Source organism: Pantoea sp. SYBGC1, assembly GCF_057197005.1.
Genome location: NZ_JBXUNM010000001.1, coordinates 830,734 through 843,211, shown reverse-complemented (window position 1 = coordinate 843,211; position 12,478 = coordinate 830,734). Strand labels below are relative to the sequence as shown.

The 12,478-nt window shown below is 55.2% G+C and carries 16 protein-coding genes; 2 read left to right on the top strand and 14 right to left on the bottom strand.

Going from position 1 to position 12,478, the window contains the following annotated elements:
* Window positions 1-28: 28 nt before the first annotated feature.
* From AC2CF9_RS04010 to AC2CF9_RS04000, 3 genes are all read right to left on the bottom strand, one after another.
* A complete protein-coding gene (locus AC2CF9_RS04010; protein WP_108569573.1) occupies window positions 29-1,249 on the bottom strand; it encodes a glycosyltransferase family protein in 1,221 nt (406 codons plus the stop codon).
* Between the two features lie 15 nt (window positions 1,250-1,264).
* Complete coding sequence (locus tag AC2CF9_RS04005; RefSeq protein WP_150016380.1) at window positions 1,265-2,065, bottom strand: mannosyl-3-phosphoglycerate phosphatase-related protein; 801 nt, start codon at window positions 2,063-2,065, stop codon at window positions 1,265-1,267.
* A gap of 352 nt (window positions 2,066-2,417) precedes the next feature.
* A complete protein-coding gene (locus tag AC2CF9_RS04000; protein ID WP_484556297.1) occupies window positions 2,418-2,594 on the bottom strand; it encodes a hypothetical protein in 177 nt (58 codons plus the stop codon).
* 309 nt (window positions 2,595-2,903) lie between these two features.
* Between AC2CF9_RS04000 and AC2CF9_RS03995 the strand changes: the two genes are divergently transcribed.
* Both AC2CF9_RS03995 and dsrB read left to right on the top strand, forming a co-directional pair.
* On the top strand, window positions 2,904-3,062 hold the full coding sequence (locus tag AC2CF9_RS03995) for a YqaE/Pmp3 family membrane protein (RefSeq protein WP_039385165.1): 159 nt from the start codon (window positions 2,904-2,906) through the stop codon (window positions 3,060-3,062).
* Between the two features lie 65 nt (window positions 3,063-3,127).
* Complete coding sequence (gene dsrB, locus AC2CF9_RS03990; protein WP_150016379.1) at window positions 3,128-3,322, top strand: protein DsrB; 195 nt, start codon at window positions 3,128-3,130, stop codon at window positions 3,320-3,322.
* A 49-nt stretch (window positions 3,323-3,371) separates the two neighbouring features.
* Here the strand turns inward: dsrB and AC2CF9_RS03985 are convergent, their stop codons facing one another.
* The 11 genes from AC2CF9_RS03985 to fliJ form a co-directional block, all read right to left on the bottom strand.
* Window positions 3,372-5,078, bottom strand: coding sequence for a methyl-accepting chemotaxis protein (locus AC2CF9_RS03985; protein ID WP_484556296.1), 1,707 nt, complete (start codon window positions 5,076-5,078; stop codon window positions 3,372-3,374).
* Between the two features lie 161 nt (window positions 5,079-5,239).
* A complete protein-coding gene (rcsA, locus tag AC2CF9_RS03980; RefSeq protein WP_039385157.1) occupies window positions 5,240-5,875 on the bottom strand; it encodes a transcriptional regulator RcsA in 636 nt (211 codons plus the stop codon).
* A 628-nt stretch (window positions 5,876-6,503) separates the two neighbouring features.
* Window positions 6,504-7,292, bottom strand: a complete 789-nt coding sequence (gene fliR, locus AC2CF9_RS03975) for a flagellar biosynthetic protein FliR (RefSeq protein ID WP_484556295.1) — start codon at window positions 7,290-7,292, stop codon at window positions 6,504-6,506.
* Entirely contained in the window at window positions 7,292-7,561 is a 270-nt protein-coding gene (gene fliQ, locus AC2CF9_RS03970; RefSeq protein WP_039385151.1) for a flagellar biosynthesis protein FliQ, read from the bottom strand. Before fliQ ends, fliR begins: the two co-directional genes overlap by 1 nt.
* A 35-nt stretch (window positions 7,562-7,596) precedes the next feature.
* The gene (fliP, locus tag AC2CF9_RS03965; RefSeq protein WP_039385989.1) at window positions 7,597-8,331 is read right to left on the bottom strand and encodes a flagellar type III secretion system pore protein FliP; all 735 of its coding nucleotides are present in this window, start codon (window positions 8,329-8,331) and stop codon (window positions 7,597-7,599) included.
* Window positions 8,332-8,333: 2 nt separating this feature from the next.
* Complete coding sequence (fliO, locus tag AC2CF9_RS03960; RefSeq protein WP_150016376.1) at window positions 8,334-8,726, bottom strand: flagellar biosynthetic protein FliO; 393 nt, start codon at window positions 8,724-8,726, stop codon at window positions 8,334-8,336.
* Between the two features lie 2 nt (window positions 8,727-8,728).
* On the bottom strand, window positions 8,729-9,139 hold the full coding sequence (fliN, locus tag AC2CF9_RS03955; protein WP_039385146.1) for a flagellar motor switch protein FliN: 411 nt from the start codon (window positions 9,137-9,139) through the stop codon (window positions 8,729-8,731).
* Window positions 9,132-10,139, bottom strand: coding sequence for a flagellar motor switch protein FliM (gene fliM / locus AC2CF9_RS03950; protein ID WP_039385143.1), 1,008 nt, complete (start codon window positions 10,137-10,139; stop codon window positions 9,132-9,134). The genes fliN and fliM overlap by 8 nt, the downstream gene beginning before the upstream one ends.
* A gap of 4 nt (window positions 10,140-10,143) precedes the next feature.
* Window positions 10,144-10,629, bottom strand: a complete 486-nt coding sequence (gene fliL, locus AC2CF9_RS03945) for a flagellar basal body-associated protein FliL (RefSeq protein WP_039385141.1) — start codon at window positions 10,627-10,629, stop codon at window positions 10,144-10,146.
* 129 nt (window positions 10,630-10,758) lie between these two features.
* Entirely contained in the window at window positions 10,759-12,033 is a 1,275-nt protein-coding gene (locus tag AC2CF9_RS03940) for a flagellar hook-length control protein FliK (protein ID WP_484556294.1), read from the bottom strand.
* Window positions 12,030-12,473, bottom strand: a complete 444-nt coding sequence (gene fliJ, locus AC2CF9_RS03935) for a flagellar export protein FliJ (RefSeq protein ID WP_039385135.1) — start codon at window positions 12,471-12,473, stop codon at window positions 12,030-12,032. The genes AC2CF9_RS03940 and fliJ overlap by 4 nt, the downstream gene beginning before the upstream one ends.
* Window positions 12,474-12,478 lie beyond the last annotated feature (5 nt).

The following is a 12,478-nucleotide window of genomic DNA, read 5'->3' as shown; positions in this document are numbered from 1 at the left end:
CGGGACGGTTTTGCCGTCCCGTATCCCGTTACACTTTTCCCTCGTTATCTTCTTCCACCGCCTGGTAAATCCGCTGCAGAATATCCGGAAACGCCGACTGAACGCGACTCCAGCTCGGAATAAAGGGCTTATCGTTGGGGCGTTCAATAAACGACTGACCGGCGTCGAGAATGGCCTGGGTAAACATCTCCACCGCAGCTTCCTCTTTGTGCTGATCGAACGACAGGCCGTTCATGGTGGCTTCATGCCGGTAGATCTCCATCATATCCAGCGCGTTACGGTAATAAGTCGCCTTCAGCACGCGAAAAGAGTCGCTGGTCAGCGGCACGCCCATGGTCGCCAGCTTGCGCAGCAGCGACTGGACAATATCGCTGCTCATGCGTTTCAGCCCCCCGGTACCATCCTCTTCGGCCAGCGGCTGATGCTTGTGGTCATAGTGATCGGCGATCTCGACCTGACAGCTCTGGCGGGTTGTATAGTTGCGATAGATCTCAGACAGCACGCCGATCTCCAGCCCCCAGTCGCCAGGGATCTTAATGCCGTTAAGCACATGGGTGCGCATGGCAAACTCGCCGGAGAGGGGATAGCGAAAGCTGCTGAGGTAGTCGAGATACTCGGAGTGGCCATACACCTGCTGCAGCGAACGCAGCATCGGTCCGACCAGCAGACGGCCGACGCGGCCATTGAGCTTGCCATCCGCGACGCGCGCATAAAACCCTTTGCAAAACTCATACTGAAACGCCGGGTTGGCCAGCGGATAGAGCAGACGCGCCAGCATGCCGCGCTCATAGGTCACAATGTCGCAGTCGTGTAGCGCCACGCACTGGGTGCGATCGGACGCCAGGGTGTAACCGGTACAGAACCAGACGTTGCGCCCTTTGCCCGGCTGGCTGGGCGAGAGACCCTCTTTATCCAGCTCAGCATCAATCGCTTTCAGACGCGGTCCGTCATTCCACAGAATGCGGTGCCGCTGGGGCAGGCGCGAGAAGAAGTCGCGGGCAAACAGAAACTGATCGCGATCGGCGCGATCGAGACCAATCACAATCTCTTCCAGATAGGGTACCTGCGCCAGTTCATTGACAATATTATCCAGCGCCGGGCCCTCCAGCTCGGAGAACAGTGAGGGCAGGATCAGGCCCATTTTACGCCGGCGGGCAAACTGCACCATCTCTTTTTCCAGCGACTCCACGTGGCGATGGGTGAGGTTATGGAAATTCGTAATGACGCCATTCTGATAAAAGTCACTCATCGTCTCATCCTCTGATTACGGCTTATGGGGGGCCAGAAAGTGATCTATGCCTTCGCTCCAGCCGTTTGGCCCGGTTTGCGTTGTGCGATAGATATGGTCGCTATCGGTACGGCTGAGTTCAACCGGCGACTTACTGAAGCCTTTGATAATGACCGCGTAGTCCGCCTGTTCAAGCATGGGAATATCATTGGGGCCGTCACCCAGACCCAGCGTTATCCGGCTTACGCCATCCTGCTGCATCAGCTGCTGCTGCAGCTGCGTCAGCGCAATACCTTTACCGCAGTTTTCCGGCATCACGTGCCAGAAGCGGCCACCCTGCGTCAGCGCAAGCTGATGCCGGGCCAGCGCGGCGCGAAACGCCTCCAGCTTATCGCTCTCGTCGCGCCACAAAATCACCTCCGAGGCGTCACGCAGGCGGCTTAGCCGGGCGTCACTCAGCGCCAGACCGGTAAAGCTCGCCACGTCGCTATCACTGAGATCGTGAAAGCCGGTAAAGCGAAATTCCGCTTTCAGCGCAGCCAGCCTGTCGCACAGCGCCAGATAGTCAGCGCCTGGCTCATCGTTAACCGTAACGTCATCGCCAAAGCTGATGCGGGCACCATTTTCAGCGATAAACGGCGCTCCGCTTAAACCCAGGCGCTTCTGCAGCGGGATAATCTCTGCAGCGGTCTTGCTGGAACAGAGCACTACCGGGATCTGGCGTGCGGCAAAATAGTCCAGCCACGGGCGGGCGGCTTCCCAGTTGTAATCGTGGTGATCCAGCAGCGAGCCGTCCAGGTCGGTTACCACCAGCAGAGGGGAATCGGGATCAATCATCGTCATACTCCTTACACCACAGAGGTGAGTAAAGCAGAGAGTAATCAGTATAATAGCGTTATGAGGATTGCACGTTTTTCCGGCTTAGCGAACGCGACAACCAGGAATAATCTTAAAAGGCAGCGTTACTCCGACTGCCGGTGCATAAAGTGTGCAGGGTAAAGCGCAGGCGGTACGGCTCTCTGACGGGTTTAACGCCAGGAGATATGCATATTTCTGCACTTTATATGCACAAAAGCCGGTTGCCTTCATACACAGTGAGCGTAATCTGAAACGGCATTACCGTTTCCTGGTGTAACGAATCCATTGATAAATTTAACCCGGCCTGAGCCGGGTTTTTTTTAAATTACTCTCAGCGATTCGCTTCGCAAAAGCTGCAATCGTGAATATCCACTTCGCACTGTTCAGAAAGGCAGCGCGCCTGATCCACGGTTTTACCTGATGAATCAAACCACTCCGGGTCGCGCTCTTTTTCCTGTTCCGGATTGCCTGCCGACAGGGAGCGAGAGCGGGTTTCTTCTGCACGCATACGGGGACTCCGCAAAGCCAGGGTGAGTCTTGAGTATAGTGCGGCACGCGCATACGCGCGCAGCGCGACAGGCAAAAAAAAGCCCGCGCTGCGCGGGCAAAAATCCTTGTTACTTTTAGGTTGGCTGCTTCTTTGGGGTTGATGCAGCGAAATGATGATAAGCGTTTTCTCCGTCAGGGTTCTCGCAGTAAAACGTTAAGAGAGTGAAAAAGCGGCTTTTGACAGTTCTTTACCTGACATCGCTCCTGTTTTTACCGGAAGCAGCTATGCTTAATGCTGTTTGATTATTATTGATAACAAGGAGTTAGTATGGATTTGCTGCGCATTATTATCGCTATTTTGCTGCCACCGCTGGGCGTATTTATGCAGGTGGGTTTTGGCGGAGCGTTCTGGCTGAACATTCTGCTGACGCTCTGTGGCTATATTCCCGGCATCGTCCACGCTGTCTGGGTTATCGCCCGTCGCTGATCGCGATCACTATTTCGCCGCCTGTTTACGTTACACTGACGCAAAACAGTCGCTGAGAGGTCGCAATGCAGGTAGGTGAACACGTAACGGTGAAAACAGACGGCGGCCCGCGCCGCGCAGGTAAACTGCTGGCGGTGGAGCCGTTTAACGAAGGGACCATGTATCTGGTGGCGCTGGAGGATTATCCACTGGGCATCTGGTTTTTTAACGAAAGCGACCACGCCGAAGGCGTATTCGTTGAGCCTGCCAGCACCGGCTGAGCAAACCAAACCGCGCGCCCCATCTGACGATTCAGCGGGGCGCGTGCTGTCAGAAGGTCTCCCAGTTATCGCTGCCGGATACCGCCAGTGCCGGACGCACCGTGCGCTGAGCTGCTGGCACCGCGTTGGCCGGCGCCGTAACCTTCGTTGTGGCGTAAGCGCTGTCGCTGAGGCGGAATGCAGCCACCGCCTGCGTCAGTTTACCCGCCTGATCTTCAAGCGAGGCCGCTGCAGAAGAGGCTTCTTCAACCAGCGAGGCGTTTTGCTGCGTCACATTATCCATCTCCGTTACCGCCAGGCTGACCTGCTGGATACCGCGGCTCTGCTCATCTGACGCTGCGGCGATCTCTGCCATGATATCGGTGACGCGCCGTACGGCTTCAACGATGTCACTCATGGTGGTTCCCGCTTCGCCCACCTGATGCGATCCGTCACCAATCAGCGCGACCGACTCGGCGATCAGCGTTTCGATCTCTTTCGCCGCCTGAGCGCTGCGCTGTGCCAGGCTGCGTACTTCGCTGGCGACAACGGCGAAACCGCGGCCCTGTTCACCCGCCCGGGCGGCTTCTACCGCAGCGTTAAGCGCCAGAATATTGGTCTGAAAAGCGATGCTGTTAATCACGTTGGTGATTTCGGCGATCTTTTTCGAGCTGCCGGAGATGTTGTTCATGGTTTTCACTACGCCGCTGACCAGATCGCCACCGTTGCGCGCTTTATCAGAGGCGTCAGCCGCCAGCTGACTGGCGTGATGGGCATTTTCCGCATTCTGCTTCACCGTCGCGGTGAGCTGCTCCATACTGGCCGCGGTCTGTTCCAGCGCGGATGCCTGCTGCTCGGTGCGGGAAGAGAGGTCGGTGTTCCCGGCGGAGATTTCGCTGGTTCCCTGATAAATAGCCTCCGCTCCTTCGCGCACGCTGCCCACGGTGCGTACCAGCGCCGCCTGCATCAGCTGCAGATTATGCAACAGCATGCCGATTTCGTTACGCCCGCACGGCACATCGGCGGCGGTCAAATCACCCCGGGCAATTCGCTCAATGCGGACGACCGACTGGCGCAGAGGATTAATAATGATCCGCCGCAGAAAAATAAAGGTTAGTCCGACCAGCACTAATGCAGCCGCAAACGCCGCTGCCATGGCGATAAAGCCGAGGCGCGCCTGATGCGCTGCCTCAGCGTTAATCGCTTCGGCCCGGTCGGTACGAATTTTAATGGCTTTCAGCAGCAGTGCATTATAGGCATCATCCAGTTTACGGGTGACATCGGTCTCCTGCGCCACAATGCCTTCAAAACTACCCTGACGCGCTGATTCGATCATCGGCTTCACGCCTTTATCGATATATTGATTGAAGCTGGCGGTCAGCGGCGCATCCAGGGCCAGATCGGCGGGCGTTTTAACATCGCGCGCCATATAAAGCGTAAATCCTTCGCGCGCCTGTTTAATGCGCGTTTCTGTCCGCGCCAGATCGGCGCGATAGCTATCCATCTCGCCAATACGCGTCGCCGCGCCCGCCTGCAGTATATTAAGGCGGGCAGTGCGCAGGTGATTAGAGCTGTTGGAGATGCCCATGCGCACCTGAATCTCCTCAGTGGCATCGTTCAGCGAATTGTTGCTCTGAATGAGAAAATAGCTGGCGAGGCCAATACACAGAGCAAAAAGCAGCAGAATGCCGCCGAATATCACGCTGAACAATGGCATCAGGCGCAGGTTTTGCCAGAGGCTGAGCTTATTATCTACATCGGTCGATGCTGTTTTCATTTCCTTGCTCTCATAGTGGTAAGGGTTCTGAAAGCAAACATCGGCAGGGCAGGGTAAAGGCTTAGGTGAGAATATGGGATCGCGATCGCAAAAGCGTTAAAAAACAACAGGGCCGGTCATCAGACCAGCCCTGTGGCAGCATAAATTATGTAGCAGACAGTTTATCGCACGTTAACATAAATGCCGGAGGTTACATTATCTGTCAGACGTACTACATGATAGATAACCTGTTTATTATGCGTTTTGATTTTACGCTTAATATTGCCTTTATGTGACGAAACGGTTTTAGCCTTAATCTGCATTTTGTCTGAAATCTGAATGGTGTCATGGCCTGACATCCACATTTTCAGCATATTTGATTCGGTCTGGCTCAGCGTCAGTGGATGAATATCCATCCCGGCGGAAATACGCGGTGACGCATTGAGTTTCTTTTGCAGGTAAGTACCCAGCAGTGAATCCAGAGTCGATGTCTTGATCGATTTTGATGTAATAATCAGGTTCTTACGAACGTAGAGATATTCCTCAAAATGGATATTTGAGATCGCCATAAAGATAAAGAAAAGAGTATCCGGGTGCTGTGTGATAATAGCACGAATGCGATCGCTGGAATCGGCTTCGTGAATAAAGCAATCTTCGTTAATAAATACTACGCCAGGTTTTAATTGCTCGCATTTTTGTTGTAGCTGTTCGATATCCGTGGCTGCAGTAATGTTTTTCTTTTTAACTCCTTTTGCCGACATATAGTCCGACAGTCCCAGGCGTGTGTAGTTACATGAATCCATAATAATCGTTGGCATTATAGCGACCCTCACCAATTTGTTATCCGTTTAAATCAACGATGAATACGCGTTTGCGGTACGAGAGAAATTTTCAAAGACACTTTTTTATTCTGCTTTGCAGTCTGGCAAATTATATCCCTGCGCCATCATGACTCTTCCCTGACCCGTTCTGCGAAGTTTTTTGTGTTCCATCCACGTCATTCTTTCCCCGGCGATAGCGGGAATCACCAGGAATTTGCTTTAAGTATACCTTCCGCCCTGTTTTTGAGAGCTGTGTCACTATCGCGCATGTTACAGGCAATTCTGATAGGACAAATCTTAAAAACATTTGTTTCGCGAAAGTGTGACGCTTCAGCGAGTGTTGACAATGCCGGAAAAAGGGAAATTAGACAAGAAAAATCGCTTTTAAATTTTTTTTGTTTAAAAACATACCCTTGAGCATTTTGCCAACCGATTCGTCAGGGAAACCACCTTAAGAATCGTCTGACTAAAATACTCCACGGGCCGTTTAATAAGAATGTTTTTCACGATAAATATCGATTTATCAGATTTTCCTCAGTTGATTTCTGAAAAAAATGGTTTGAAAAGTATACGGAATGATTTTGACTGCTTAACTATCACTTCAGAATGGTAACAGTATCGTTAACTAACGTGCAGGGGAAAGTTCTGAGACAAATCGGGCGAGTAAATCAAAGACTTCGCTGAACAGATGTTCGCAGAATGGGGCAAGAAGCGGCATCAGCATACCCATAGAGAGGATGCCGACCGTTAAGGTCACGGGAAAGCCGATAGCGAAAACCGACAGTTGAGGTGAAACACGGTTTAACAAACCCAGTGCCAGGTTTAGCGTGAGGAGCAAAATGATTAAGGGCAGCGCTAACATCATGCCATTAAGGAAAATTAGCCCGGCGCCTTTGACCAGTCCCATAAAGGCATCAGCACTCAGCGGCTCTGCACTGACGGGCAAGGTCTGAAAACTGTCTGCCAGCAGCGAGATCAGCCACAGATGTCCGTTAAAGGTCAGAAACAGCAGCATCGCCAGCATATCGAGAAAACGCGCCAGCAGCGGCATGTTAACCCGCGTGTTCGGGTCCAGCAGCGTAGCGAAAGATAATCCCATCTGTAAACCAATGATTTCACCCGCCAGCTTTACGGCTGAAAACGCCAGTTGCATGGTCAGACCGATACCGGCACCAATCAGCAGCTGCTGGATCAGCATCCAGAAACCGGCAGGTGAGAACAGGGTAACGTCCACCGGTGGCAACAGCGGCAGCAAAATCCAGGTGATCACAAACGCAAGCGCCACCTTTAACCGCTTGGGAATATTGCGCTCGTTCAGCACCGGCGCGCTGGCAAACAGCGCCAGCAGGCGCGCCATCGGCCAGAAAAACTGCGCCACCCAGTGGATAAGCTGACTGCTGTCGAGGGTAACCATCAGCCGATGATATAAGGCAGGTTGCTGAACAGAGTGCGAATGTAATCCAGCATCAGATTCAGCATCCAGGGTCCGGCGATCACGCCGGTGGCCGCCACCGCCAGAATTTTGGGAATAAAAGAGAGCGTCTGTTCGTTAATCTGCGTTGCCGCCTGCAGGATACTGATGATCAGCCCGCTTACCATCGCGACCAGCAGTAGCGGAGCCGCCATCATCAGCGCGACGCGCATCGCCTCCTGGCCCATTACCATTACTGATTCCGGGGTCATACTGTGCTCCTGTCAGGGAAAAAATTAATGAAGGGTCAGGAATAAAAGCTCTGGGCCAGCGATCCCACCAGCAGCTGCCAGCCGTCGACCAGCACAAACAGCATCAGCTTAAACGGCAGCGCAATTGTCGCCGGCGGTACCATCATCATACCTAATGCCATCAGTACACTGGCGACCACCAGGTCGATAATCAGAAAAGGGATAAAAACCGTAAAGCCAATCTGGAATGCGGTTTTCAGCTCGCTGGTCACGTAGGCGGGCAGCAGAATGCGCATCGGTACCGCTTCCGGGCCGTCGATAGGCGCGGTATTGGCCAGACGGGCAAACAGGGCCAGATCGGCTTCGCGCGTCTGGCGCAGCATAAACTCACGCAGCGGCTGGGCACCTTTATCCAGCGCCACTTCCATACTGATTTTGTCCTGACTGAAGGGCAGGTAGGCATCCGCGTAGATTTTGTCGAACGTGGGCGCCATGATGAAAAAAGTCAGGAACAGCGCCAGGCCAAGCATCACCTGGTTAGGCGGGGCCGAAGGGGTACCCAGCGCGTTTCGCAGCAGGCCAAACACGATAATGATGCGTGTAAAGCTGGTCATCATCAGCAGTACGGCCGGGATAAAGGTCAGCGAGGTGATAAACACCAGCGTCTGTACCGGCAGCGACCAGCTCTGCCCGCCATTAGCCAGCGGCTGGCTGACCAGACCAGGCAACTGCGCGTGCGCAGCCGGAGCCAGCAGCATCAGCAGCGGCAGCAGAGAGAGTAATCGACGCATCATTAAGGTTTTCCGGGACGTTTAACCAGGTTGTGGAGGATCTGACGAAAATCCGGTGGTACAGGCTGAGCCTGCGGGTGCTCTTCAGGCGGCAGTGGCGGCAGCGAATGCAGATGGGTGATCTGCTGCGCTGTTACCCCCAGCACCAGGCGCGCATCGGCGGTTTCAACGATCACCACCCGCTCCTGACGCCCGACCTGTACGCTGGCGCTGACTTTCAGCGCCTGTGCATTAACCGTTTTTGGCGCAAAGCCCATGCGCTTCGCCAGCCAGCCGCAGGCCAGAATCAGCAGAACAATCACCGCCAGCATGGTGCCGACCTGGCTCACCACGGAGCCGGTAGAGACCACCGGCTGCGCGTGTGCTGGCTGCAGGGTTTGTGCGCTGTTTTGCATGATCAGCGGCTCAGACGACGCATGCGTTCAGAAGGCGTAATAATATCGGTGATACGCACGCCATATTTATCATTCACGACCACGACTTCACCCTGCGCAATCAGATAGCCGTTGATCAGAATATCCAGCGGTTCACCGGCGAGACCGTCCAGCGACACCACAGATCCCTGCGTCAGACGCAGCAGCTCTTTGATTGTCATTTTGGTACGGCCCAGTTCAACGGTGAGTTTGACCGGGATATCCATGATCAGATCGATATCCTGCATGGCACCGCTGGCGCCGGCGCTCTCAAACGCCTTAAACACGTTTTCACTGGCGGCCGGTGCGCTGCCGCTGCTGGTCTGCTCGTTCATTGCTTCAGCCCACAGATCGTCCGCGGAGATATCGTCGGACGGGTTTTTGCTGTCACTCATTGGGCTGTTCCTCATTCAGCGAATTCAAAATCGGGTTAATCAGATGTTCAACGCGCAGCGCGTACTGGCCATTCAGCATGCCGTACTGACTGGTCAGTACCGGAACGCCATCCACATGGGCAATGATGCGATCCGGCTTTTCAATTGGCAGTACATCGCCGGGTTTAAGCTGCAAAATGCGCGACAGGCGCATTGAGGTTTCGGCAAAATGTGCAATCAGCTCCAGTTCAGAGTGCTGCACCTGCTTCACCAGATTATCGCGCCAGTGCGTATCCTCCTGGCGGGAGTTCTCCAGCGGTGGATTGACCAGCAGCTCGCGCAGCGGCTCAATCATGGAAAACGGAATACAGATGTTAAACTCACCAACCAGGTTGCCGATCTCCACCTGAAAAGGGGTGTTGACGACAATATCGTTAGGTGAGGTGGTGATGTTAGTGAACTTCACCTGCATCTCTGAACGGACATACTCCACTTCCAGCGGGTAGATCGCTTTCCACGCGTCGCTGTAGCCATCCAGCGCCAGCTTCAGCATGCGGCGGATCACGCGCTGTTCAGTATGGGTAAACTCGCGCCCCTCTACTTTGGTCGGAAAGCGCCCGTCGCCACCAAACAGGTTATCCACGGCGATAAACACCAGGCTCGGCGAGAACACCACCAGCGCTGTGCCGCGCAGCGGCTGCAGATGGATCAGGTTCAGGTTGGTTGGCACCGGCAGATTGCGGGCAAACTCGTGGTAGGGCTGAATTTTTATCGCCCCTACGCTGATATCCGGGCTGCGGCGCAGCAGGTTAAACAGCGCCATACGAAAATGGCGCGCAAAACGTTCATTGATGATCTCCAGCGCCTGCAGCCGCTCACGTACCACACGACGCTGGGTATTGGGGTCGTAAGGGCGAATGTCGCCATCGCTCCCGGTGGAAATTTTCTCTACTTCCGCGCTGTCACTGTCGCCGTTAAGCAGCGCATCAATTTCAGCCTGGGAGAGAATGCTATCGCCCATTAAATCACCTCAAAATGAAGGCGGTAAACAGCACATCACTGACCACCTGTGCAGGTTGTCCGGTTACCAGCGGCGGCGCCATTACCTGTTTAATCTGTCCAACCAGGGCCTGTTTGCCCTGTTCGGTTGCCAGCTGCGCCGCGTTCTGACGCGACAGCAGCAGCAGCAGACGGCTGCGCACTTCCGGCAGGTAATCGTTCAACCGGCGACGGGTATCCTCATCCGGCAGACGCAGGGTAAAGCCTACGTACAGCACGCGATCGGGATCGTTGTCAGGATTGACCAGGTTAACCGTAAACGTATCCATTGCAAAAAAGACGGGGGCGGGCGGTGGCTCAACTTTCGCGGCTTCCGGTTTGTCACCCTCGTGTTTATTCATCATTCGCCAGACTGCATAGCCTGCTACGCTGCAAGCGGCCAGCGTTACAATCAGTAACACCGGAATCAGTAATGAACGTTTGCGGCCTTTTGCTTTCGCGTTATCAGACATGTTTGCAGTACTTCCTGTGAATTATGGGCAAGCCTCTCGGCTTACCTGAACAGATTATCCCGCGTCTTAAGTCAAACAATGGGAAGAAAAGACGCGGGTTTTACGCTTACCTTCAGCGTTTAGCCGCTGTCAGGCAAAAATATCGACGCCACCGCTGCCGGCGGCGCGCGCCTGCAGGGCCGCCGGAACGGCCACAGGCGTTATCTCACTGTCACTCTCCAGCGCCTGAGTAAAACGGCCATACTGACCATCGCGCTGGTTCTCGTGCTGTCCGGCGTGCTGCTGCTGGCTCTGGGCAAATGCGTCGCTGCTCACCTGGCTCTGGCCCAGATTAATGCCGCTCTCCGCTAGGGCACTGCGCAGCTGCGGCAGGGCCGCTTCCAGCGCCGCCCTGACATGGCTGTGGCCTGAGACCAGCGTCAGCTGCGCCTGATCCTTATCCATGGTCAGACTGATCTGCAGCGCGCCTAAATCTTCCGGATGCAGCCGCAGTTCAGCATTCTGCTGTCCGTTGCGGCTGAACATCACAATCTGCTGCCCCAGCGCCTGCTGCCACTCCTGACTGCCAAGCTGCGCATTCAGCATCGGCGTTGACGGGGTGCCCTGCAGGCTGGCGCTGGCCGTATTGACCGGCGCGCTGCTGCTTAACATGGCGCTGAGATGGGCCGCTGGCTGCTCCTGGCCGGCTGACAGCGCCTGCCGCTCATCGCTTTTACTGAGTCCTCCCAGCATCTGCCGGAAACTCTCATCCAGCGTCAGTGCAGCGCTGCTGGCGGGCGCCGTGCTGCCGTGGCTGCTGGCGGCCGGGCCATCAGCGCGCGCGGTAAGCGCGGGCGTATCCTGACTGCGGGTGTGTGGTGTCGCCGCCTCTGCCTGCTCAGTTGCCGGTGCGGTGCCCGGCAGCAGTGCACCGCTCAGCGCGGCGTTCAGCGGCGTGCCTGCGGCGGCATCAGCCGCAGCCTGTGGCGGCGTGCCCGAAGCCAGCGGCGGCCGGTTTTCCACCATCGCCGGCAGCATGGCAAACAGCGCCTGCACATTCTGTAAGTCGCTGGCGCTTAACGGCGTTACAGCATGTTCACTACTATCATCGGCGGATTTAAGCCCGGCTTTAGATCCCGCCGGCTGGAAAAGTGCATTTAAGGCGTCTGGTTTGTCCAGTGCCTGCAGCAGGTTACTCAGTGACGCTTTATCATCGTTACCGGCAACGTCGCCTGCGCCACGGGTCTCACCCGGCTGCAGTTTTCCCTGCTGTTTAGCCAGCGCCAGCAGCTGATTTCCCAGCTCGGTGATAAAGTGGGACGGCAGGCCGTCACCCGTTGCCTGGCTCTCTGGCGCTGCATCAGCTGCGGCAGCTGTTTTAGCGACTTTTGCAGTATGCGTAAGCAGGGCTTGCAGCGTAGTCATTCGCTTTTCCTCAGTGCGGCCCGTTGGGCAAATTCATCCATTCGTTTCTGATCGAGACGGTTTTCCTGACGCAATGCACTCTCCTCAGCGCGGGTGATCAGCATCTGATAGGCATTGAGTTTCTTGTGTTTTTCCCGCCAGCTGCCCAGCGCCTGTTCCGTGCGCTGATCCCACTGGCTGAGCTGCTGGCGATGCTGGTCAATCGCTTTTTCCAGCGTCTGGATAAACTGGTGATAGTTACTCCAGCGCATGCTGGTAATACCGCCGGACATATCCTGATTGAGCTTGTTGCGATACTCATCCAGATAGTCCAGCAGCATGCTGAGCTGCTCATTGGCCTGCTGCTGGCCGCGCCGCATATTGCCCAGATGGAGCACAGCGTCATCCAGATCCTGTTCTGCCAGGTCGCGCAGGGTGTCAATTGCACTGGCGGTTTTCATCGGCT